Source organism: Paraburkholderia bryophila (genome assembly GCF_013409255.1).
In the GTDB taxonomy this organism is placed as follows: Bacteria; Pseudomonadota; Gammaproteobacteria; order Burkholderiales; family Burkholderiaceae; genus Paraburkholderia.
Genome location: NZ_JACCAS010000001.1, coordinates 823,764 through 845,673, shown reverse-complemented (window position 1 = coordinate 845,673; position 21,910 = coordinate 823,764). Strand labels below are relative to the sequence as shown.

At 64.7% G+C, this 21,910-nt stretch carries 18 protein-coding genes; 11 read left to right on the top strand and 7 right to left on the bottom strand.

Annotated elements, in window-relative coordinates; all coding sequences use genetic code 11:
* Positions 1 to 103: 103 nt before the first annotated feature.
* From GGD40_RS03635 to GGD40_RS03620, 4 genes are all read left to right on the top strand, one after another.
* On the top strand, positions 104 to 1,333 hold the full coding sequence (locus GGD40_RS03635) for a cytochrome P450 (RefSeq protein WP_179742810.1): 1,230 nt from the start codon (positions 104 to 106) through the stop codon (positions 1,331 to 1,333).
* Positions 1,334 to 1,576: 243 nt separating this feature from the next.
* Positions 1,577 to 2,662: a non-homologous end joining protein Ku gene (gene ku / locus GGD40_RS03630; RefSeq protein ID WP_179742809.1), complete on the top strand. Its 1,086-nt coding sequence runs from the start codon at positions 1,577 to 1,579 to the stop codon at positions 2,660 to 2,662.
* A gap of 52 nt (positions 2,663 to 2,714) precedes the next feature.
* Positions 2,715 to 5,546, top strand: coding sequence for a DNA ligase D (gene ligD / locus GGD40_RS03625; RefSeq protein WP_179742808.1), 2,832 nt, complete (start codon positions 2,715 to 2,717; stop codon positions 5,544 to 5,546).
* An 80-nt stretch (positions 5,547 to 5,626) separates the two neighbouring features.
* The gene (locus tag GGD40_RS03620) at positions 5,627 to 5,950 is read left to right on the top strand and encodes a hypothetical protein (RefSeq protein WP_179704997.1); all 324 of its coding nucleotides are present in this window, start codon (positions 5,627 to 5,629) and stop codon (positions 5,948 to 5,950) included.
* 68 nt (positions 5,951 to 6,018) lie between these two features.
* Here the strand turns inward: GGD40_RS03620 and GGD40_RS03615 are convergent, their stop codons facing one another.
* Entirely contained in the window at positions 6,019 to 6,972 is a 954-nt protein-coding gene (locus GGD40_RS03615; protein ID WP_179742807.1) for a LysR family transcriptional regulator, read from the bottom strand.
* A 146-nt stretch (positions 6,973 to 7,118) separates the two neighbouring features.
* Here GGD40_RS03615 and GGD40_RS03610 point away from each other — a divergent pair, with 146 nt between their 5' ends.
* Positions 7,119 to 8,135, top strand: a complete 1,017-nt coding sequence (locus tag GGD40_RS03610; protein WP_179742806.1) for a zinc-binding alcohol dehydrogenase family protein — start codon at positions 7,119 to 7,121, stop codon at positions 8,133 to 8,135.
* 324 nt (positions 8,136 to 8,459) lie between these two features.
* Positions 8,460 to 9,023: a DUF6013 family protein gene (locus GGD40_RS03605; RefSeq protein WP_179704990.1), complete on the top strand. Its 564-nt coding sequence runs from the start codon at positions 8,460 to 8,462 to the stop codon at positions 9,021 to 9,023.
* A gap of 25 nt (positions 9,024 to 9,048) precedes the next feature.
* Here the strand turns inward: GGD40_RS03605 and GGD40_RS03600 are convergent, their stop codons facing one another.
* Positions 9,049 to 9,855: an ABC transporter permease gene (locus tag GGD40_RS03600; protein ID WP_179742805.1), complete on the bottom strand. Its 807-nt coding sequence runs from the start codon at positions 9,853 to 9,855 to the stop codon at positions 9,049 to 9,051.
* Positions 9,852 to 10,631: an ABC transporter ATP-binding protein gene (locus tag GGD40_RS03595; RefSeq protein WP_257030336.1), complete on the bottom strand. Its 780-nt coding sequence runs from the start codon at positions 10,629 to 10,631 to the stop codon at positions 9,852 to 9,854. The genes GGD40_RS03600 and GGD40_RS03595 overlap by 4 nt, the downstream gene beginning before the upstream one ends.
* 225 nt (positions 10,632 to 10,856) lie before the next feature.
* Between GGD40_RS03595 and GGD40_RS03590 the strand changes: the two genes are divergently transcribed.
* Positions 10,857 to 13,364: an AsmA family protein gene (locus tag GGD40_RS03590; RefSeq protein ID WP_179742804.1), complete on the top strand. Its 2,508-nt coding sequence runs from the start codon at positions 10,857 to 10,859 to the stop codon at positions 13,362 to 13,364.
* Positions 13,364 to 13,588: a hypothetical protein gene (locus GGD40_RS03585; protein ID WP_179703159.1), complete on the top strand. Its 225-nt coding sequence runs from the start codon at positions 13,364 to 13,366 to the stop codon at positions 13,586 to 13,588. Before GGD40_RS03590 ends, GGD40_RS03585 begins: the two co-directional genes overlap by 1 nt.
* Before the next feature lie 50 nt (positions 13,589 to 13,638).
* Here the strand turns inward: GGD40_RS03585 and GGD40_RS03580 are convergent, their stop codons facing one another.
* The gene (locus GGD40_RS03580; RefSeq protein WP_134960000.1) at positions 13,639 to 14,133 is read right to left on the bottom strand and encodes a hypothetical protein; all 495 of its coding nucleotides are present in this window, start codon (positions 14,131 to 14,133) and stop codon (positions 13,639 to 13,641) included.
* Positions 14,134 to 14,531: 398 nt separating this feature from the next.
* Here GGD40_RS03580 and GGD40_RS03575 point away from each other — a divergent pair, with 398 nt between their 5' ends.
* The 3 genes from GGD40_RS03575 to GGD40_RS03565 all read left to right on the top strand — a co-directional run bounded on the left by GGD40_RS03575 (position 14,532) and on the right by GGD40_RS03565 (position 18,826).
* Positions 14,532 to 16,142, top strand: a complete 1,611-nt coding sequence (locus GGD40_RS03575) for a sensor histidine kinase (protein WP_179742803.1) — start codon at positions 14,532 to 14,534, stop codon at positions 16,140 to 16,142.
* A gap of 129 nt (positions 16,143 to 16,271) precedes the next feature.
* Positions 16,272 to 16,763 (top strand): response regulator, encoded by a 492-nt coding sequence (locus GGD40_RS03570; protein ID WP_179742802.1) that lies wholly within the window; start codon positions 16,272 to 16,274, stop codon positions 16,761 to 16,763.
* A gap of 89 nt (positions 16,764 to 16,852) precedes the next feature.
* A complete protein-coding gene (locus GGD40_RS03565; protein ID WP_179704982.1) occupies positions 16,853 to 18,826 on the top strand; it encodes a hybrid sensor histidine kinase/response regulator in 1,974 nt (657 codons plus the stop codon).
* Between the two features lie 139 nt (positions 18,827 to 18,965).
* Here GGD40_RS03565 and mscL read toward each other — a convergent pair whose 3' ends face one another.
* From mscL to argE, 3 genes are all read right to left on the bottom strand, one after another.
* Entirely contained in the window at positions 18,966 to 19,412 is a 447-nt protein-coding gene (gene mscL / locus GGD40_RS03560; protein ID WP_179704980.1) for a large conductance mechanosensitive channel protein MscL, read from the bottom strand.
* Positions 19,413 to 19,513: 101 nt separating this feature from the next.
* A complete protein-coding gene (locus GGD40_RS03555; protein WP_179742801.1) occupies positions 19,514 to 20,536 on the bottom strand; it encodes a pyridoxal-phosphate dependent enzyme in 1,023 nt (340 codons plus the stop codon).
* Between the two features lie 55 nt (positions 20,537 to 20,591).
* A complete protein-coding gene (gene argE, locus GGD40_RS03550; RefSeq protein ID WP_179742800.1) occupies positions 20,592 to 21,818 on the bottom strand; it encodes an acetylornithine deacetylase in 1,227 nt (408 codons plus the stop codon).
* Positions 21,819 to 21,910: the final 92 nt, after the last annotated feature.

Here is a 21,910-nt window from a genome sequence, read left to right as displayed (position 1 = left end):
CCGCAGCTACGCAAGCGCCACCAGCGCCACCAGCGTCACGCCGCGCACGGCACGAAGCGCAACGACACCAACCAATGAGGCGCACCCCTTACGGAGACAACGCATGCCCCCGGCGACCGCCAGCGATCCATCCACCCTCGCGCGCGACTTCGATCTGCGCCATCTGAACCCCGCGTTCTACGCCGACCCCTATCCGGTCTACCACGCGCTACGCACCCACGAACCGATCCGACGCATGCCCGACGGCTCTTTGTTTCTGACAAGGTTTCGCGACGTCCAGGCCGTGTATCGCGATCCGAAAACCTTCAGATCCGACAAGACCGTCGAATTCAAGCCGAAGTACGGCGACTCGCCGCTCTACACGCATCACACAACGAGTCTGGTCTTCAACGATCCGCCCCGTCATACGCGCGTGCGCAAGCTGATCGCGGGGGCGTTGACGGCGCGCGCGATCGCGGCGATGGAACCGGGGCTTGTCCGGCTCGTCAATGGTCTGCTCGACGCGGCTGCCGAACGCGGGCGCATCGATCTGATCGGCGAGTTCGCCTCGGCGATTCCGGTCGAGATCATCGGCAATCTGCTCGACGTGCCGCACGCTGAGCGCGAGCCGTTGCGCGACTGGTCGCTCGCGATACTCGGCGCGCTCGAACCGTCGCTCACCGACACGCAACTCGAGCGGGGCAATCGCGCGGTCAACGAATTCGTCGCGTATTTGCGCGATCTGGTTGCGCGGCGGCGGCGCGAGCCGGGCGACCCGCAGCACGATGTGCTGACGCGTCTGATTCAGGGCGAAGAGGGGGGCGAGCAGTTGTCGGAGATGGAACTGCTGCAGAACTGCATTTTCATTCTGAACGCCGGGCATGAGACGACCACCAACCTGATCGGCAATGGCCTCGTCACGCTCACCGACTGGCCTGAGGCGCGCGGCGCTTTGTTGGCCGAGCCGTCGCTGATCGAGTCCGCGGTCGAGGAATGTTTGCGCTTCGAAAGTTCGAACCAGTTGGGCAACCGGATGGCGACGGTCGACACCGAGATCGGCGGCGTCGCGGTCGCGCGCGGCACACCGGTCACGTTGTGCATCGGCGCGGCCAATCGCGATCCCGAGCAATTCACGGAGCCGGACCGGTTCGATATTCGTCGCACGCCGAACCGGCATCTCGCGTTCGGCTTCGGTATTCACCAGTGCGCGGGGTTGTCGCTCGCGCGGCTGGAGGCGCGGATTGCGATCGGCCGGTTTGTGCAGCGGTTTCCGGACTACCGGCTGGACGGTGAGCCGACGCGCGGCGGGCGCGTGCGGTTTCGAGGGTTCGCCGCAGTGCCGGTGGAGCTTTAGGCGCAGCGGCTGGCCGCTTCGCGCGGGGGCCGGCTTCGTAGTGCAGCGGCTGGCTTCGTAGCGCAGCGCCGCGCTCCGAAGCGCGGCGCTAGGCTCCGTAGCTTTTGCCGGTCTGACGCAAGACTTACAGTCCGCGCTTCGACGCAGTCGGCGCGGCGCAGCCGCGCAGTGCGTCCATTCCGCGGCATTAACCCGTGGCACGTTGCCTGCTTCATCTAAGCTCTCAGGCCAACGGAGCAGACGATGGCACACATGATCTGGAAGGGCGCAATCAGCTTCGGCCTCGTCCACGTGCCGGTGCAGTTGTATCCGGCGACGCAGTCGGAGAAAGTCGGTTTCAATCTGCTGGACAAACGCACGATCGACCCGATCGGCTACAAGCAGATCAATAAGCGCACCGGCAAAGACGTGACACGCGAGAACATCGTGCGCGGCTTCGAATACGAGAAGGACAAATACGTCGTGCTGTCGGACGACGAGATTCGCTCGGCGAATCCCGAGTCGACACAGACGGTCGACATTCTTGCTTTCGTCGACGCGCCGGCCATCTCGTTCCTCTATCTCGACACACCTTACTTCCTGACGCCGGATCGCAAGGGGGAAAAGGTCTACGCGCTGCTGCGCGAAGCGATGAAAGCGACCGGCAAGATCGGCGTGGCGAACGTCGTGCTGCACAACAAGCAGCATCTTGCCGCGCTGATTCCCGTCGGGCCCGTGCTGGCGCTCAACACGCTGCGCTGGGCCACCGAGGTGCGCGACTTCGACGAATTCAAGCTACCGGCCGACGGCATGAAAGCCGCCGGCGTGAGCACGCGCGAACTCGACATGGCAAAAAAGCTGATCGAGGACATGAGCGACGCCTGGGACCCGTCGAACTATCACGACACGTTCCACGACGACATCATGACGCTCGTCGATCGCAAGATCCGTGCGGGTAAGACCGAGGAGATCACTGAAGTCGAAACGCCGCGCGAGTCGCGTCGCTCGGCCGATATTCTCGATCTGTCCGATCTGCTCAAACGTAGTCTGGGACGCGGCAAAGGCAAGCCGGCGACCGGCGGCCGCCAGCGTGCCGCGGACGATAAAGATGACGCAGAGGAAGCCGGCGACGATGCGGATGCCGAAGCAAGCGCACCGGCTCGCAAAAAACCTCGCTCGACGCGCGGAGCGGGTGCGGCAAGTACGGCGCGTACGACAAGTGCGACGCGTAGTCGGATCAGCAATGCCGGCGGCGCAAGTCGTGCCGCGTCAAAGTCAGTGAAGACGTCAAAGACCGCATCCACATCCACATCCGCGCCGGCAGCGCGCAAACGCCGGGCGGCCGCTTGACGGCCCGCCTCTCACGCGCCACGTTCTTCCAATCCGCGACGACGTCATCGCCATGACCGACCGACTCGATCTCTACACCCGCAAGCGACGTTTCGACGAAACGCCGGAGCCTTCGGGCGCGCGCGTCGGTCGCAAGAAAACCGCCCGGAAAAGTGCCTCGCACAAAGCGGATCAAGCGCTGTCGTACGTGATCCAGGAGCATCGCGCGCGGCGTCTGCATTACGATTTCCGCCTCGAACTGAACGGTACGCTGCTGTCGTGGGCCGTGCCGAAAGGGCCGAGTCTCGATCCGTCGGTGAAGCGGCTTGCGGTGCATGTCGAAGATCATCCGGTCGAGTACGGCTCGTTCGAAGGGGAGATTCCGCCCGGCAATTATGGCGCGGGGACAGTGATCGTTTGGGATCGAGGCACGTGGGAGCCGCTCGGCGGCGCGAAGGAGGCGCTTCGATCCTATGAGGCAGGCAAGCTCAAGTTCAAGCTCGATGGCGACAAGCTGCACGGCGGCTGGACGCTCGTGCGCAGCCATATGCGCGGAAGCGGCGACAAGGAGCAGTGGCTGTTGATCAAGGAGCGCGACGACGAAGCGCGCGAGGAAAGCGAGTACGACGTGCTGAAGGCGCAGCCGGGGAGTGTGCTGGGCGACGGTGCTTCTTCGCGCGGTGAAAGAGCCAAGACGGCGTCACGAAGTAGCGCCACGCCGAAGCGGGCTGACAGGGGCGCCGGCAAAGGCCTCGACGACGACACCGACAAGGGCTCCGACAAAAGCTCCGGCAGAGTCTCCAGCAAGGGCGCGGAGAAAAGCTCCACCAGCCGTTCCCGCGCTCGTCCAGATAAAAAAGACCGCAACAACCGCCCCGACATCGTCGCGACGCGTACCACGCAATCGCTGCGTGAACTCGCCCAGTCACCGTCGATAGAAGGCGCGCTCAAAGCCCGCTTGCCCGCCACCCTCAAGCCGCAACTGGCGACGCTCATCGACAGCGCTCCGCCGGGCGATGCGTGGTCGTACGAAATCAAGTTCGACGGTTACCGCATCCTGACCCGCATCGACTCAACCGCCAAAGCCGCCAAAGTCAAGATATTCACCCGCGCCGGCAACGACTGGACCGCGAAGTTCAGCAAGCAGATCAAGGCATTCGAGCGGCTCGGCGTGGACAGCGCGTGGCTCGACGGCGAAGCGGTCGTGCTCGACGAACACGGCGTGCCGAGCTTTCAGGCGCTGCAAAATGCGTTCGACTCGAATCGCCCGCAGGACATCGTCGTCTATCTGTTCGATCTGCCTTTCCTGAACGGCTACGACTTGCGCGGCGTGCCGCTCGAACAGCGCCGCGCCATCCTGCGCGCGCTGCTGGAGGAAGTCGACGACACCGTGCTGCGCTTTTCGAACGATTTCGAGTTCAGCGCCGACGATCTGCTGAAAAGCGCGTGCGATATGGCGCTCGAAGGCATCATCGGCAAGCGGCGCGACAGCGGCTATCTGTCGGGGCGCTCGTCGTCGTGGATCAAGCTGAAGTGCCGGCGACGTCAGGAGTTCGTGATCGGCGGCTATTCGGAGCCGGCCGGCAGCCGCGCGGCGTTCGGGGCGCTGCTGCTCGGCGTCTACGGCGGCAACGGTCAATTGCGCTACGCGGGACGCGTCGGCACCGGCTTCGACGCCGCGCTGCTGCGCTCGCTCAAGAAGCAGCTCAATGCTCACGAGACGCAACGCATGCCGTTTGCGGCTGCGCCGCGCGAGCGCAGCCGCACGCCGGTACATTGGGTCGAGCCGGTGCTCGTCGCCGAGTGCAACTTCGCCGAATGGACCGGCGATGGCATCGTGCGGCAGGCGTCGTTCGTGAGTTTGCGCAATGACAAACCGGCGCGCCAGATCGTCAAGGAAGCCCCCTGTCAAGGAGCCGACGTGCAAGAGCAAACCGATACCGCGTCCGACGCTGCGCCGAAAAAGCGTGCTGCGGCGAAGACAGCCAAATCCCCCGCATCCTCCGCATCCTCCGCCGAAGTCGCCAACGTACGCATCTCGCACCCCGACCGCGTGATCGACAAAAGCACCGGCACGCGCAAAATCGACCTCGTGCGCTACTACGAATCCGTGGCCGACTGGATGCTGCCGCATCTGAAAGACCGGCCGGTCTCGCTGGTGCGGGCGCCCGAGGACATCGGCGGCGAGCTGTTTTTTCAGAAGCACAGCCAGAAACTGTCGATTCCGAACGTCGAGCAGCATCCCGGCCTCGACCCCGGCCATCCGCCGCTGATCACTGTCGACACGCTCAAGGCGCTGATCGGCGCGGCCCAAATGGGCACGGTCGAATTCCACACCTGGAATGCCGTCGTGTCGAACATCGAAAAGCCCGATCGGATGGTGTTCGATCTCGACCCCGACGCGTCGCTCGACTGGCAACGCATGATCGAGGCCGCGCAACTGACCCGTTCGCTGCTCGAAGAACTCGGCCTCGCGTCGTTCTGCAAGACGAGCGGCGGTAAAGGGCTGCACGTGGTCGTGCCGCTCGCAAAGCAGGCCGGCTGGGACGACGTGAAGGGCTTCTCGCAAGCGGTCGCGCAGCACATGGCGGCCACGCTGCCCACGCATTTCAGCGCGAAGATGGGCGCGCAGAATCGCAAGGGGAAAATCTTCGTCGATTATCTGCGCAACAACCGTGGCTCGAGCACGGTGGCCGCCTTCTCGGCGCGCGCGCGGCCCGGGATGGGCGTTTCCGTGCCGCTGTCGTGGGACGAAGTCGCCACGACCACGGCCGGCGATCAATGGACCATCGAGAACCTGCACGAGCGCCTGACCGACCTTAAGCGCGATCCGTGGGCCGACTATGCCAGGACGCGTCAGCGTCTCACCGCGGCCATGAAAAAACGACTGGAAGGCGCGCGTTAACGGCAATCGGCAATCGGCAATCGGTAATCTGCAATCGGCAATCCAGCCCATCACCTCGTTCGATCAACAAGGAGTCAACCATGAAGACCACACCGCAATCGTCGGACGGCGACAGGAAGGCCGACCCGCACGCCAGCAAACAGCCCCGTTCGATGCAGGAGGCGTCCGCGCCCTTGCCGCACGAAGCCGATCAGCAGCCGGAATCGCAACATGAAGGCGAGCCACGTCATGTCGGCAAGCAGGCGCATAGCGATCTGGAGCGCGGGCTGAAGGACACCGACCGCCGCGGCGGCGACGAGTATCAGCAGAAGACCCAGAATGATGCGCACGCTGACGTCAATTCCGATGGCAAAGGCGCAGGGAAAGGCAAGGGTAAAAGCGCTGGCGGCAGCGGCAAGCATTGACGACGCCGACCGCCGACCGCCGACCGCCGACCGCCGACCGCCGACCATGCCGGCGCACTCAAAAAACCTCACGCATCCGCCGCATCCCAATACGGCGGATCGCCGAAATGCGCGGCAAGAAACTCGATAAACGCGAGCGTCTTAGGCGGCACGAAAGCGCGGCTCGGATACACCGCCCAGATCGCCACCTGCTCGGCGAGCGGATACGTGTCGAGCACACTGACCAGGTCGCCGCTGCGCAGATACGGCGCCACGTCCCACGTCGATTTAAGTGCGATGCCGAAGCCCGCGAGCAAGGCATCGCGGATCACTTCGCCGTTGTCCGTCACGAGGCGTCCGCTCACGCGCACGTCGAGCGGCCCGGCGGGCGTCACGAAACCCCAGTCGCGCTGGTCCGACAGGATCATGCATTCGTGCTGCGGCAGATCCGACGGATGACGCGGCGTGCCGCGCTCCGCCAGATAGTGGGGCGACGCGCACAGCACCCGGCGGTTCACCGCGAGACGGCGCGCCACCAGCGACGAGTCCTTCAGCACGCCGATCCGGATCGCCACGTCGATCCCGGCGTCGACCAGATCGACCAGTTGATCGGTCAGCCGCAAATCGACGCTCACGCCAGGATGGCGGCGCAGGAATTCGCTGATCACCGGCGACACATGCTGGCGCCCGAACGACGACGGCATCGACACCCGCAGCCGGCCCTGCGGCTCGGCCTGGCCGCGGCCAACTGCCGCGCGCGCGGCGGCCGCGGCATCGAGCAGCGCTTCGGCGCGCGTCATGAAGACTTCACCGTCCTGCGTGAGGCTGATGCGGCGGGTGGTCCGATGCAGCAATCGGGCGCCAAGGAGCTTTTCCAGTTGCGCGATCCGCGAACTGGCCACCGCCGCCGACAAGCCGAATTCGCGGCCGGCCGCCGACACGTTGGCGAGCAACGCGGCGCGCACGAACAACGCGACGTCGAGCAGGTCGAGCCGCTCGCGTTCGGCGGATGATGATCGGGGTAGTGGGCCGGTAGGCGTCATTCTTCTGAAAATCAAAAAGATGTTTCAGAGATTATGCCGGTTTTGCGCGAATAAGAATCGCCGTACGATGACGTTCATGGGATCGACGACGTGGCGCGCCGCCGCGTCACCGATCCTTCCTCTCATCCGAACGAACAGGAGTCTGTATGAAAGCCGTTGGTCTCTACCGTTATCTGCCGATCGACAACGCCGAAGCCCTGGTCGACGTCGACATTCCGAAACCCGAAGCCACCGGCCGCGACCTGCTGGTCAAGGTCGAAGCCATTTCGGTCAATCCGGTCGACACCAAGGTGCGCGCGCCGAAAGACAACGTCGAAAAAGAACCGCGCATTCTCGGTTGGGACGCGGCCGGCACGGTCGTCGCGGTCGGCCCGGACGTCACGCTGTTCAAGGTCGGCGATCCGGTGTTCTATGCGGGCAGCATCACGCGGCCGGGTGCGAATAGCGAGTTTCATCTGGTCGACGAGCGGATCGTCGGACACAAGCCCGCATCGCTCGATTTCACGCACGCGGCCGCGCTGCCGTTGACGGCGATCACCGCGTGGGAAGCGCTGTTCGACCGCCTCGGCGTGTCGCCGCAAGGCGCGGACGAAGGTCGCACGGTGCTGATTTTCGGCGGCGCGGGCGGGGTGGGCTCGATCGGCATTCAACTCGCCAAACAACTGGCGAAGCTGAAGGTGATCGCGACCGCATCGCGTCCCGAATCGGCGAAGTGGGCCACGGAGTTGGGCGCGGATCACATCGTCGATCATTTCGGCGACATTCCCGCGCAACTGAAAAAGCTCGGCATCGATCAGGTCGACTACGTGCTGATGTTCAACGACACCGACAAGAATTTTCCGGCGGCGGCGGACGTGCTCAAACCGCAAGGCGGCATCTGCACGATCGTCGAGAACAGCAAGCCCGTGCCGGTCGAATTGCTGAAGGCGAAGAGCGCCGCGTTCCACTGGGAGTTCATGTTCACCCGCTCGATGTTCGGCACGCCCGACATGATCGAGCAGCATAAGCTGCTGACCGAGGTGGCGCGTCTGGTCGACTCGGGCGCGTTGCGCACGACCGTCGGCGAGGATCTCGGCAAGATCAATGCCGCGAATCTGTGCCGTGCGCATCAACTGCTCGAAGCGGGGCGGGCGATCGGCAAGCTGGTGCTGACGGGTTTCTGAACCTCGCCGTCGGTTGAACGTGCTTTGACGATGCAAGGCCGGCGCCGCAGCGATGCGCGCCGGCCGTCGTGCGGGTTCCGCTTCACACGCGCAGAAAACGCTTCGCCGCAAGCGGGGTAACACCCGATCTCCGCGCAGCGCGCGCGGCGTCGCGAGGCGTTAGACTGGTGGCGCATCATGCGAAAACAGTTGCGTGTCTCGCGACCCGGCTGGCGAGGCCAGCCCCGGCCCATCGCGGCCCGCTTACCGCGCGGCCTGCACCGGGCGTTGCTCTGGCAGTCGCGCTGAAACAGGCACGCAGCGACACAACAACGAGGTGACAGTATGAGCTTCAGCTTCAAACTCTCCGCCGTGTCCGTTGTCGCTTCTCTCGCTTGCGCGTTCGCGCCCGGCCTGCTCGTGCCGGCGGCGCACGCGGCCACGCCGATCACGGTGACCTCCCAATCCGCGCTCGACGGTCCGATCCGTTACACGGTGCGCGTCACGTCGAAGCAGTTCGGCAATTCCCAGGAAACGCGCACGATCCGCTCCGGCGAATCGGACGACTTCACATGGAAAACCGTGCCGCCGGGCGGCCCGGTCGCGGCGACGGATGCCTGCCCGAACTACGCGTCGCTACCGGTCGATACCAACGGCGCGATGATCCGTCAGACGCAGATCCGCTTTGCGCCGGTGGTCGCCGCCGACGGCACCGCGAGCGTGCAACTGAGCTTCCAGGCGCAGACGCCGCACGGCATCAAGACGGTGACGGCCGGCGGCAAAACGCTCAAGTGTCCGAACGACGTGAGCGTCAGTCAGATTCTGCGTTTCACGATGCCGGTCAACGGCAGCACGAAAACGCTGACGCTGAACGACGGCACGGAAGTGGCTGTTAGCGCGAAGCGTTGAGGGATGAGCTGAGCGGCGTGGCACCTCAACGCCGCGCCGCCGCCCGCTCCACCAGCCGCGCCGACAGGAACCGGTGTTCCGCGGAAAACAGCCGCCGGTACGTCAGCAGCACCGCGCCCACCGTCCCCAAGGCCGACGAAGCCGCGATCAGAAACATGATCACGATCTGATACCGCACGGCTTGCAACGGCGACTGACCGGCCAACACCTGGCCCGTCATCATGCCGGGCAGACTCACCACGCCGACCACGGCCATCTGGTTCAGCGTCGGCATCATGCCCGCGCGCACCGCCTGGCGCGCCGGCGCCTGAGCAGCTTCCCAACGGGTCGCGCCGAGCGCCAGCGCCATGTCCACGCGGTCGCGCCGCGCGGTCAATTCCTCGGTCATCCGTTCGATACCAAGCGACACGCCGGTGAGCGTATTGCCGAGAATCATGCCGAGGATCGGAATCGCATATTGCGGTTCGTACCACGGGTGAATCCGGATCACGACGAACAGCCCGACCGCGCCCACCAGCCACGAACTGACCCAGATCGACAGCACGCTATCCGCGCGCTGCCCGGCATACGTGCGGCTGCCGCGCTGCGCGCCCGCGAAACCGGCGATCAGCGTCATCACGATCATCAGCGGCAGCACCACGAACCAGTGGTCGTAACGGAACACCCAACCGAGCACGTAGCCGATCGCGAGCAACTGCACGACGGTGCGCAGCGCCGCCCAGGCGAGCTGGCGTTCGAGATCGAGCTTCAGCGCGACCGACACCACGCCGTTCACGACGATCAATAGCGCGGCGATCGCGACGTCCCAGAGACTCAGGTTTTGCAGGGTCATTGGCCGAGCTCCTGGTGGTCCTGCCGCGAAGCCGGAGGCATCGGCGCGGCGGAGCGTGTCGGGTCGACTTGTGCGGCTTGCGTGGCTTGCGCGGCTTGTACCGTTTCGTCGAGCACACCCGCGCGCATGGTCAGATGGCGCTCGCTCATACGCGCGGCTTGCGCCGGATCGTGCGACACCCAGATCGACGCATGACGGCCCGGCTCGGCGTCGAACCACGCGTGCACCAGGCCCTCGATCGCGTGCGACGACTCCGGGTCGAGCGACGCGGTGGGCTCATCGAGCAGCAGCACTTCGGGCGCGAGTTGCAGCACGCGGATCAGTGCGGCGATCTGCGCCTCGCCACCGGACAGCTCGCTTGCGCGCTTGTCGAGAAAGTCATCAGCGCGGCCGGCCTGAACGGCGAGGCTTGCCGCACGCGCGCGATCGAAGCGCACGTCGCGATAAGCGCGCAACTCGAACGGATAGCGCAGATTGTCTTCGACGCTGCCGTCGAGCAACGCGGGCCGCTGACGGATATACGCGACGTTACGTCGGTAACGCGGAATCACGGCACGTTCCACCGGCGCGCCATGCCACACGATGCGTCCGGCATCGAGCGGATCGAGCAGCGCGAGCGCGCGCAGGAACACGCTCTTGCCTGAGCCGGACGGCCCGGTGATCGCGACGCGCTCGCCTGCGTACAGGGCGAAGCGGGTCGGCTGCAACAGCATCTGGCCGCGCTGCGCGTCGCGGCGGGCAATGCCGTCGGCGAGGACAAAGGGAACGTCGGTCATGAGTGGGGTATGGGGTGGTTCGGCGTGGGGAGGGTGTGTTCCGAAAGCCGCCGCGACCCGGCCATGACGCCCATCAATTTCAGGTCATCACGGCTGGTCCGCGGCAGGGCCATGCGGCATGATAAAGCCACACGAGCCGCTGGCCGCACAACCCTCGCTAACTGCCGCAATCGGGCACGATACGTGCTGTGCGATACGCAACGTAGAAATAAGCGGAGCTTTTCAATGGCAGGATCGAGCACAGTCGGGCGACGGATCGGAAAAATCATCGCATGGATACTCGCGATCATCGTGATCCTGATCGCCGCGCTGGTGATCTTCATTCTGACCTTCGACTGGAACCGCGCCCGCCCTTATATCGACGACAAGGTCACGCAGGCGATCGGCCGGCCGTTCGCGATCAACGGCGATCTGAAGGTCGGCTGGCGGCATCCGGTCGGCGAAACCGGCTGGCGCGCCTGGGTGCCCTGGCCGCGCTTCTCGGCGGCCAACATCACGGTGGGCAACCCCGACTGGACGAAACAGCCGCAGTTCGCCACGCTCGACGAGATCGACTTCCAGGTCAAGGTGCTGCCGCTGCTGGCGCACGACATCGTGATTCCGGCGATCAACCTCGTGAATCCGTCGGTCGATCTCGAACGCCTGCTCGACGGGCGCAATAACTGGACGTTCAAGCTGGCGTCGTCGAGCGGGCCGTCCGAATGGAAGCTCGATCTGCACGATATCGCGTTCGCGAAGGGCAATGTCGCGCTGTCCGATCAGCAGAAAAAGGTCGATCTGCAAATGGCGATCGACACGCTCGGCCAACCGATCCCGATCGGCGAAGCGATGAAGCAGCAGGAAGAGGCGTCGCGCAAGTCGTCGGCGGAGGCTATCGGGCGTTCGGGCGCCAGCAAGTTGACCGCGCAGGCTAATGCGCAGGCGGCGTCGGAAGCGGCTGCTGCGTCGGCTGCGGCTGCTTCGGGGGCATCAGCGACGGAGATCAACGCGTCGGGGGTCACGCCGGCCACGGGCGCTTCGGGCGCGCTGGTCGCCGGTGGCGCGAGCGAGGGCGCAAGCGCGGCCGCATCGGCATCGGGCGCGACGGCGACGTCGAGCGCGACGGCCGGAAGTGAAGCCAACGCAAGCGGCGCAGCGAAGCGCGAGATTCCGCCGTACGCCATCGGCTGGACCATCAAAGGGACTTACAACAAGACGCCGGTGTCCGGCAGCGGCAAGGTGGGCGGCGTGCTGGCCCTGCAGGACGCGGACCGGCCGTTCCCGGTGCAGGCCGACGTCAAGGCGGGCGATCTGCACGTCGGCCTGGTCGGCACGATCACCGATCCGGCGCATCTGGCGGCGGTCGATCTGCGCCTCTGGCTGCAAGGCAACAGCATGGCGCGACTCTATTCGCTGACGGGCGTGACCTTGCCCGACACACCGCCGTATGCCACCGAAGGTCGTCTGGTCGGCCAGTTCAAGTCCACCGGCAACGTATTCAAGTATGAAAATTTTACAGGCCGGGTGGGCGGCAGCGATCTGAACGGCTCGCTGACCTATACCGCGCGTGAGCCGCGTCCGCTGTTGCAGGGCGAACTGGTGTCGCATGTGCTGCAATTCGCCGATCTGGCGCCGGTGATCGGCGCCGACTCGAACGCCAGCAAGGCCAAGCGCGGCGACGCGACCGCGCAGCCGTCCAATAAGGCGCTGCCGGTCGAGGAGTTCCGCACCGACCGCTGGAAGGCGATCGACGCCGACGTGAAGTTCACCGGCCGGCGCATCGTCAAGAATACGGATCTGCCGATCACGGATCTCTATACGCATGTGGTGATGACCGACGGCGTGCTGTCGCTGGAACCGCTCAAGTTCGGCGTGGCCGGCGGCTCGCTCGCGTCGGATATTCATCTGGACGGCAGCACGACGCCGCTGAAGGGGCGCTTCGCGACGTCGGCGCGGCATCTGAAGCTCAAGCAACTGTTCCCGAACTTCAAGACGATGCAAAACGCGCTCGGCGAAATCAACGGCGACGCCGCTTTGACCGCGACCGGCAATTCGCCCGCGGCGCTGGCGGCGACCTCGAACGGCGAGGTGAAGGCGCTCGTCACCGACGGTACCGTGAGCCGGCTGATCATGGAAGCGGCGGGCCTGAACGTGGCGAACGTGGTGTACGAAAAGCTGTTCGGCAATCGCGACGTGAAGATCAACTGCGCGGCCGCCGATTTCGTGGCGACCAACGGCGTGCTCGATTCGCGCGTGTTCGCGCTCGATACAGACGACGCGGTGATCAACATCGACGGTAACGTGAATCTGCGGGACGAGACCCTGGATCTGGGCGTGCATCCGCACACCAAGGGCTTCCGGGTGTTCTCGCTGCGCTCGCCGCTGTACGTGAAGGGCACCTTCAAGGATCCGCACGTTGGCGTGAATGCCGCCGCATTGGCGTTGCGCGGCGGGGCGGCGATCGGTCTCGGGCTGATCAATCCGTTCGCCGCGTTGATTCCGCTGCTCGCGCCGAGCAACAACAAGCCGCTGCCCTGCGCGCAACTGCTGGCCCAGGTCCGGCAGGCGCCGACCGCGCCGCCGCCGGGCGTCAAGCAGCAGCCCAAGGCCGCCATTTCGTTGGACGGTGCGCCGGTCAATAAAGCGTCGGGCGGCGCCTCGTTGCCCGCTGCTGCGCCCGCCGCTGCGCCCGCATCGAACCGGAAGCCCGCCGCGATGTCGCCGGCTAGCGCCGCCGAGTACAAGGGGAGCTGATGTCGATGCTGATGACGCTATTACCTGCCGACTGGTTGAGCTGGAGTGTGGGCGGCGGCTTGTCGCTGGTCTTTCTGTGGCTGATCAGCGTACCGCCGATGCATGACCGTGGCGCTGACCACATTGACGCCCAGCAAAAACCGCCACACCGCGCGCATACGCGCAGGTGCTACCGGGCGCGGATGGATCAATCAGGGCGAGCGAGAAAAGGCAACGCCGCCTGATGAAACCAGCGGCGTTGTCAGCTATTGAATGTTTCGAACGAGAGACGCGCCTAGCGTAGCGATCTCGGTGCGGCATCTCCCGCCGCATCCTGCCGACGCACCCCGCGACGGGCGCCGCCAATGCGCGTTGCACCGAACTCCGTCAGGATCTTGCCGCGCGCCCGGCTGGCGAAGACCAGAAAGCCGAAGCCATCCGCTTCATACCAGTAGCCACCGTTTTCGAGGCCGTCGAGCGGTTGTTCCAGCGCGTTGGTAATGGATTCGATGCAGCGCCGCCGCAATTCGGCCGGCGCCGGATAGGGCGGTTGCGCGCCGCGCACGCTGCATAAGAGCACGTCGAGCCCGGGCAGCACATGCGCATAGAGGACCGGCTCGTCTTGCGCGCGAGCGCGCGCAATCTTGGTGTCGAGCTGACCGAACGGCTTGAAATGCCGTAGTACCGCGAGGAACGACTCATCGCCGTCCACCTTCGCGCGCCTACGCTTTTTCGGGAAGGCCATAAAAATTCGCCTGAAAAAGAATTGCAAGAAACGCAGCGTCCTCATGCGACCACTCCCGGCTTCGCGCGCCGCACGTCGATCTTTTATAGCATACGACAAGGCCGGATTCACGGTGATTCGACGGCTACGCCGACCCCACCGCCTCCCGCACGAATCATGCCGAACCGCCTCGCCGCGCGCTTTCCCTTCCCAGCACATCTGCCTCCATGATAGACGCACGACGCGCCGAATAAACAAGTCGCATCAATAAAAAAGTCACTTTTGTGTGGGCCAGCGCATCTTGCCGCTACGTTGAAATATCTCGGATTCACGTCGATAATGGCCCGTCCGGCTGCACCGCGCCGTACCGCCGCTGCGGCATCGCGGCGGCGCGCGCACCGCGTGACGCGACCGGTCCTCGCGAGCCGCCGCGGCCTGACCGACCCTTCGACCTTCGGGCGAACATGAAATTATTCACCAAGGGTCTGCTGCTGATTGCCGTGCCGAGCGTGGTCGAGCTGGCGCTTCTTGGCGTCGTCTTCGATACCCAGGAGCAGACAGCGCAGGCTGCGCAGTGGGTCTCCAACAGCAAGCAGATTCTTTATCAGTCGTCGGCGATTGTCGACCCGCTGCTGCGTCAGGCCGCGCGGGTTCGCACGGGCATGGCCGTCGGCGATCCGTCGTTTATCGACCGCCATGCGGTGTGGGTCGATCTCGGCGACCGGCTGTCGAATCTCGATACGCTGGTGGCCGATACGCCGCAGCAGGTCGAGCGGGTTCACAAGATGCAGCGCGCGATCGAGGCTTATCGCGCGCAGACCGTCGAGATTTCGCAGGCGCTGCACGCGGGGCGCAGCCCGGCCAACTTCACCGCGCTCGAAACCGAGCCGCTGCCGCAGCAGATCGCGCTGTTTCGCGACGAACTGACGGCGTTCGCCGACGAGGCGTCGCGGCTCGACGCCGAGCGCGCGGCGGCGCTCGCGCGGCGGCGCGAACGTCAGCAATACGCGCTGATCGCCGCGGTGCTCGGCTCGATGCTGATCTGGGCCGCCACCGCCGTGGTGTTCGCGCGCAGCATCGGCCGGCGGCTGGAGGTGCTGACCGATAATGCCGAACGGCTAGGCAACGGCCGCACGCTGGCGCCGCCGCTGTCGGGTAACGACGAAATCGCCGCGCTCGACGCGGTGCTGCATCAGACCGGCGCCCGCCTGCGCGCGGCGGAAGCCGACCAGGCCACGCTGAAGACGCGGCTCGAAGCGCGTGCGCAGGAGTTGGCGAGCGTCAACGAGGAATTGCGTCAGGAGACGCAAGATAATGAAATGTTCATCTACAGCGTGTCGCACGATTTGCGCTCTCCGTTGGTGAACCTGCAAGGGTTTTCGAAGGAACTGCAGGTTTCGTGCGACGAACTCGATAGCATCGTCGACGCAGCCGGCCTGCCGCAGGGCGAGCAGCGACGCATGACGCACATTCTCGACGGCGACGTGCGCGAGTCCCTGCAATATCTGCGCACCGCGGTGACGCGCGCCGCCGCGATCATCGACGCGCTGTTGCGCATCTCGCGCGCCGGCCGGCTCGAATACCAGTGGCAGCGGGTGAGCGTCGGGCGAGTGGTCGGCCGGGTGGTCGACGCGCTGGAGGGCGCGATCGCGCAGCAGTCGGCGGTGGTCACGGTGCGTGAACTGCCGCCAGCATGGGGCGACCCGGGTGCGATCGAACAGGTCTTCGGCAACCTGATCGGCAACGCGCTGAACTACCTCGACCCGGCGCGCCTTGGGCGCATCGAGGTCGGCGCGCTGGAGCCCGATCCGGTCGACGAGTCCGAGCCGCGCGCCGTGCGCACGCGCACTTATTACGTGCGCGACAATGGCCTCGGCATTCCGGCGGCTTACATGTCGAAGGTATTCCGCGCGTTCCAGCGTCTGCATGGCGACGTCGCGAACGGCGACGGCATTGGTCTCGCGGTGGTGCGGCGCACGGTGGAGCGGCATGGCGGGCGCGTGTGGGTCGAGTCGGCGGAAGGCGCCGGGTCGACCTTTTTCGTGGTGTTGCCGGAACAGCCCACGCGGAATTGAACCCGGGCGTTGGGTCTGGAGGCTGGCGGTGGGGTTGGGCCTGTGTTGACCTTACGCCCAATCACCCACGCCGCGACTAGAACAATTCAGAAGCGGTATGGTTCAGCTACCTGTTTGCACGGAGAGCTTATGAGTCACGGGGAAACGGTCAGCATCGTGCTGATCGAAGATGACGACGGTCATGCCACGCTCGTCGAGCGCAATCTGCGCCGTGCCGGCGTATCGAACGGTTTCGTGCGGTTTCGCGACGGCCAGCAGGCGCTCGACTATTTCTTCGGTCCGCCGCCGGTCGTCGACCCTGACGCGAATCCCGCCACGGCGATCCCCGCGCGCGAGGATCTGACGAACTTCGTCGTGCTGCTCGATCTGAAAATGCCGCGCGTGGACGGCTTCGAAGTGCTGCGCCGTCTGAAAGAATCGCCGCAGACCGCCGCGGTGCCGGTGATCGTGCTGACCACCACCGACGACCCGCGCGAGATCGCGCGCTGCTACGAGCTCGGGTGCAACGTCTATATCACCAAACCGGTCGAATACGAGGCGTTTATCGAAGCCGTGCGCCGGCTCGGCTTCTTCCTGCAGGTGGTGAAGCTGCCGTCGGGCCATCGCCTCGGGGCGCCGTAAGGCCGCGCCCGTCGAGCACCGCGCCCATGAAGCGGGTCGAAAGCCGCGCATGACAACCTGATCCATCCGAATCCGTGAAAGAATTCCGCATGACCGAAGAAGTGTCCACGCAGCAAGCCGCCTATGTGCTGGTCGTCGACGACGACGAAGGCATCCTGCGGCTTGCGCGCAAGTCGCTCGAACGCGCCGGCTGCCGGGTCGCGATCTGCGCCGGCGTCGAAGCGGCCCGCGAGCGGCTCGCCGGCGGCGCGCCCGATCTGCTGGTGCTCGACTACCAGTTGAGCGGACCGGAGACAGGACTCGACTTCTTTCGCCGTTTGCGTTCGGAAGGCGTGCGGATTCCCGCCATCCTCGTGACCGGTTTTACCGACGAATCGCGCGTGATCGAAGCGTTGCGCGCGGGCGTGTCCGACGTGGTGCCGAAATCCGGCGATTACCTCGATTACCTGCCCGAAGCCGTCGAGCGGGTGCTCTCGCAAGTGCGTTTGCAGCGCGCGTCGGACGAAGCCTTGCTGCTGCGCGATCGCGAGCAGCATTACCGCACGCTGTCGGAGGCGCTGCCGCACCTCGTGCTGACCTGCAACGCCGCAGGCGACTGCGATTTCCTGTCGAAGCAGTGGTACGACTACACCGGTCTCCCCGACAGCAGTTCGTACGGTCTCGCGTGGCTCGAAGCCGTGCATCCGGACGATCGCGAGGAAATCCGCCTTACCTGGCTCAAAGCGGTGACCAGCCATGCCGGCGACTATCGGCACGAGTTGCGGATTCGCCGTCACGACGGCGAATACCGCTGGTTCGACGCCCGCGTCGTGGCCATGCGCGACGCCGAAGGTCAAGTCAGCAAATGGTTCGGCAGTTGCACGGACATTCATTCGCAACGCGAGGCGATCGAGGAGCGCGAGCGGCTGCTCGCGTCGGAGCAGGCCGCGCGCCAGATCGCCGAAGACGCCAACCGCGCCAAAGACCGTTTCCTCGCGATGCTGTCGCACGAATTGCGCACGCCGCTCACGCCGGTGCTGGCCGGCGCCAGCGTGCTGGAAATGATCCCGGACCTACCCGAGCAGGCGCGCGCGAGCGTGCGCATGATTCGCCGCAACGTCGAACTCGAAGCGCGGCTGATCGACGATCTGCTGGACCTCACGCGGGTGGCGAACGGCAAGCTGCGTTTGTCGCTGGAAACCGTCGACGTGCACGAAGTGATGGACAGCGTGCTCGAACTGTTCCGCAGCGAGATTCAGGTGAAGCAGCAGGACGTGCACGTGCATAAAGACGCGCAGCACCACTACGTGCTGGCCGACCGCGCACGCTTGCAACAGATGCTGTGGAATCTGATTCGCAACGCCGCCAAGTTCACGCCGGACGGCGGCCATATCTATTTGCGCACCCGCGACGAACGCATGCAGGTGCAGATATCGGTTGAAGACACCGGTATCGGCATCGAGCCGGAACAGATCGGCAAGCTCTTCAACGCGTTCGAGCAGGGCAATCAGAATATGACGCGCCAGTTCGGTGGACTGGGACTGGGGCTCGCGATCACCAAGGCGCTAACCGACGTGCATGGCGGCACGGTGATCGCGCAAAGTCCCGGCGCGCATTGCGGCGCGACCTTCACGATCACGCTGCCGACCGCGGCGGCGCCGGCCGTTCCGCCGCCGGTCGTGGCGCCCGACCAGGTGCGCTCGGGCGTTTTGCTGACCATCCTGCTGATCGAAGACCACGAGGATACCGCCGAGGTCATGGCGCAACTGATCCGCAGCCTGGGTCACGAGGTGACGGTGGTGGGTCGCGTGGACGACGCCTTGGCTGCCACGCAGTTGCAGACGTTCGAGTTGATTGTCAGCGACGTGGGCTTGCCCGACGGCACCGGTCTCGACTTCATCAAGGCGTTCCGTGAGCATTCGGATGCGCCGGCGGTGGCGCTGACCGGCTTCGGCACCGACGAGGATGTGCGCCGTTGTGTGGCCGCCGGCTTTACTTCGCATCTGACGAAGCCGGTCAACTTCGGCCAGCTCGAGGCGATGATCGACAGCGCGGTGAGTCTGAAAGCGCAGAAGGGCGCTTAAAGGCTTTGCTTTGTCGTGTTGCGTTGCGTCGTGTCTCGGCGCGTGATGTTTTGGTCGGAAAAAAGCCTGTTGCGATTTTCATCGCAACAGGCTTTTTCTACTCAACCGCGCCTCGGCTAACACGCCGGAGGCCCCGGCTTTAACGCGGCGTATTCTTTAACGAATCGCGGATTTCACGCAGCAGCAACACGTCTTCCGGCGTGGGGGCCGGTTCTGCCGCTGCGGCTTCATCCGGCTTGCGCAAATTGTTAATGAATTTGACCATCAGGAAAATGATGAACGCGAGAATGATGAAGTTGATCAGCACGGTGATGAACGAGCCATAACCGAACACCGCCACGCCTGCCGTCTGCAAGTCTTTATACGACTCGGGGCTGCCTTTGAAGCTAGCCGGAATGTCGCCGAGGCGAACAAACTTATTGGAGAAATCGAGGCCACCGGTGACAAGCCCGACAACCGGCATGATCAGGTCTTTAACAATCGAATTGACAATGGTGGAGAACGCGCCGCCGATAATCACACCGACGGCGAGATCCATCACGTTGCCCTTAAGGGCAAATTCCTTGAATTCCTTGACCATGCTCATAGAGGTTCCTCCCAGATATCGATTAGCGAATGATACCAACCTGAGAAGGATAGGCTAGTCCTTTGACAAGGAAAGCCATGAGCGGATTTCTATTCAGGAAACTATGACGCGCTATGACGTGCGCGTTCAATATGCGCGGCAAAACTGACCGGGTCGGTATTGGTGCCGCACAACAGCACGCCCACGCGCTTGCCCTGCAGCTGTTCGCGCAGCGGTCCGAGCAGCGCCGCGGTGGCGGCCGCGCAGGCCGGTTCGACGGCGAGCTTCAGTTGTCCGAATAAGGTCAGCATGGCGGCGCGCAACTGATCGTCGGACACGGTGACGAGCTGGTCGATATGACGGCGGCACAACTCGTAGCTGTATTCCTCGGTATGCGGCGACATTAGCGAGTCGGCGATGCCGTGCATGTGGCCCATCTTGACCGTGTGATTGGCGGCGAAACTCTTGCCCATCACATCCGAGCCTTCCGGCTCGACGCCGTACACATGCACACGCGGATTCGCGAGCCGCATGGCCGTGGCGACGCCGGCCGCGAGCCCGCCGCCGCCGATCGGCAGCACGACCGCTTCGAGGTCGGGCGTTTGAGTGGCCCATTCGTAGCCGAGCGTGGCCGAGCCTAGCACCGTGCGATAACCGTTGAACGGATGCACGAAATAGCGGCCTTCTTCAGCCTCGATACGGCGCACCAGTTCGAAGGCTTCGGCAATGTCCTCGGCGAACACGATCTCGGCGCGATACTGCCGGCACAGCGCGACACGCGCCGGATTGGCCGCGCGAAACAGCACGACCTTGGCGCCGATGCCGAGCCGCATGGCCGCATACGCGACCGCCACCGCATGATTGCCGCCCGACACGCAGGTCACGCCGGCGCTGCGCTGGGCTTCGTCCAGCGCGAGCAGGTTGGTGAACGCGCCACGCGCCTTGAAGCTGCCGCCCGCCTGCAGCAGTTCGAACTTGAAGTTCACCACGGTGCCTTCCAGCGACGCGAAGTCGAGCCGGTCGAACACCGGCGTTCGCGTCACCCACGGCGCCAACGCAAAATGCTGAGTGGCGATGTCGTCGAGCGTGGGAATCGGCTCGCCGTCGATCGTGTGGTCCGTGTGCTGCGGTGTGGCGGTTGACATGGCGGGTGGGTGTTTTATGTCGGTACGAGTAAGACCTATTTTGTGCCGCTCGGTTTCAGAGTGCGTGTGCGTCGACAGACATGCTGTGAATGAATTTTTGCAGGAAGCGCTCGCACGCGACCAACTGGTCGAGCGCGACGAATTCGTTGGCCTTGTGAGCCTGCTGGATGTCGCCGGGGCCGCACACAATGCTCGGAATGCCCGCCAGCGAAAACAACCCCGCTTCGGTGCCGTAGGCGACCTTACGCTTGTCCTGGTCGGCGGTGAGCGCGCGCACGAGCTGCGTGATCGCGGCTTGTTCAGACGAATCGAGTCCGGGCGCCGCGGCGATCTTCCTGATCTCGATTGCTGCCGATGGATGCTCGCGCAACATTTTCGGCAACAGCGTTTCGCGCGCGTATTGATCGATGCGCGCGAAGATCGGTTCGGGGTCGAGCGTGGGCAGGTTGCGGAATTCGAACTGGAACTTGCATTCGGCCGGCACGGTGTTGATCGCATTGCCGCCGATAATCGTGCTGGTCTGCGAGGTGGTGAAGGGCACGTCGTACAGTTCGTCGAACGGGCCTTGCTCGCGGAACTGATCGGCCATGTCGCGGATGTAGCAGACCAGGCGCGCAGCGTACTCGATCGCGTTCAGGCCTTTCGGCGTGAGCGACGAATGCGCGGCCTGGCCACGCACGCAGCACTCGTAAGCGTTGATGCCCTTGTGCGCAACGATCGGGCGCATGCTGGTCGGCTCGCCGACAATGCAGCCGTCCGGCTTCACGCCGCGCTTCATCAGGTCCGCGATCATCAGCGGTGCGCCGGCGCAGCCGACTTCTTCGTCGAACGAGAGGGCGAAGTGAATCGGCTTGGCGAGCTTCGTGCGCTGCATCTCGGGCACGAGCGCCAGCGCCGCGCCGATAAAACCCTTCATGTCGCAGGTGCCGCGGCCGTACAGCTTGTCGCCGCGAATCTCCGGCTTGAACGGATCGCTGTCCCATTGCTGACCGTCCACCGGCACCACGTCGGTATGACCCGACAGCACCACGCCGCCATTGGTCTCGCCGTTGTGCGCGGGAATCGTCGCGAACAGGTTGGCCCATTTGCCGCTTGGGTCGTGCGTGAGCGTGGCGTCGACACCGGCCGCGCGCAGTTCGTCGCGCACGGTTTCGATCAGACCGAGATTCGGATTGCGGCTGACCGTGTCCATCGACACGAGGCGGGTGATCCAGGGGAGCGAAAGCGAGGCGGCGGAAGCGGACGTTGACGAGGACTGCGCTGATTCAGCGACGTGAGACATGACAAGACTCCGGCATTTGAGTCTTTCGATCATACCCAAAAAAAACTCAGCCGTATGCTGCGGAGCGCGTTTGCGCACCGCAGCATGAACCG

What these genes read in the sequence shown, in the direction of transcription:
- GGD40_RS03605 (WP_179704990.1), top strand. Translation starts at nt 8,460, where the DNA reads ATGAGCTTCAGCTTCAAACTCTCCGCCGTGTCCGTTGTCGCTTCTCTC.
- GGD40_RS03620 (WP_179704997.1), top strand. Translation starts at nt 5,627, where the DNA reads ATGAAGACCACACCGCAATCGTCGGACGGCGACAGGAAGGCCGACCCG.
- GGD40_RS03575 (WP_179742803.1), top strand. Translation starts at nt 14,532, where the DNA reads ATGAAATTATTCACCAAGGGTCTGCTGCTGATTGCCGTGCCGAGCGTG.
- GGD40_RS03580 (WP_134960000.1), bottom strand. Translation starts at nt 14,133, where the DNA reads ATGAGGACGCTGCGTTTCTTGCAATTCTTTTTCAGGCGAATTTTTATG.
- ligD (WP_179742808.1), top strand. Translation starts at nt 2,715, where the DNA reads ATGACCGACCGACTCGATCTCTACACCCGCAAGCGACGTTTCGACGAA.
- GGD40_RS03615 (WP_179742807.1), bottom strand. Translation starts at nt 6,972, where the DNA reads ATGACGCCTACCGGCCCACTACCCCGATCATCATCCGCCGAACGCGAG.
- GGD40_RS03555 (WP_179742801.1), bottom strand. Translation starts at nt 20,536, where the DNA reads ATGTCAACCGCCACACCGCAGCACACGGACCACACGATCGACGGCGAG.
- GGD40_RS03585 (WP_179703159.1), top strand. Translation starts at nt 13,364, where the DNA reads ATGTCGATGCTGATGACGCTATTACCTGCCGACTGGTTGAGCTGGAGT.
- GGD40_RS03595 (WP_257030336.1), bottom strand. Translation starts at nt 10,631, where the DNA reads ATGACCGACGTTCCCTTTGTCCTCGCCGACGGCATTGCCCGCCGCGAC.
- GGD40_RS03590 (WP_179742804.1), top strand. Translation starts at nt 10,857, where the DNA reads ATGGCAGGATCGAGCACAGTCGGGCGACGGATCGGAAAAATCATCGCA.
- GGD40_RS03570 (WP_179742802.1), top strand. Translation starts at nt 16,272, where the DNA reads ATGAGTCACGGGGAAACGGTCAGCATCGTGCTGATCGAAGATGACGAC.
- GGD40_RS03600 (WP_179742805.1), bottom strand. Translation starts at nt 9,855, where the DNA reads ATGACCCTGCAAAACCTGAGTCTCTGGGACGTCGCGATCGCCGCGCTA.
- argE (WP_179742800.1), bottom strand. Translation starts at nt 21,818, where the DNA reads ATGTCTCACGTCGCTGAATCAGCGCAGTCCTCGTCAACGTCCGCTTCC.
- GGD40_RS03635 (WP_179742810.1), top strand. Translation starts at nt 104, where the DNA reads ATGCCCCCGGCGACCGCCAGCGATCCATCCACCCTCGCGCGCGACTTC.
- mscL (WP_179704980.1), bottom strand. Translation starts at nt 19,412, where the DNA reads ATGAGCATGGTCAAGGAATTCAAGGAATTTGCCCTTAAGGGCAACGTG.
- GGD40_RS03565 (WP_179704982.1), top strand. Translation starts at nt 16,853, where the DNA reads ATGACCGAAGAAGTGTCCACGCAGCAAGCCGCCTATGTGCTGGTCGTC.
- ku (WP_179742809.1), top strand. Translation starts at nt 1,577, where the DNA reads ATGGCACACATGATCTGGAAGGGCGCAATCAGCTTCGGCCTCGTCCAC.
- GGD40_RS03610 (WP_179742806.1), top strand. Translation starts at nt 7,119, where the DNA reads ATGAAAGCCGTTGGTCTCTACCGTTATCTGCCGATCGACAACGCCGAA.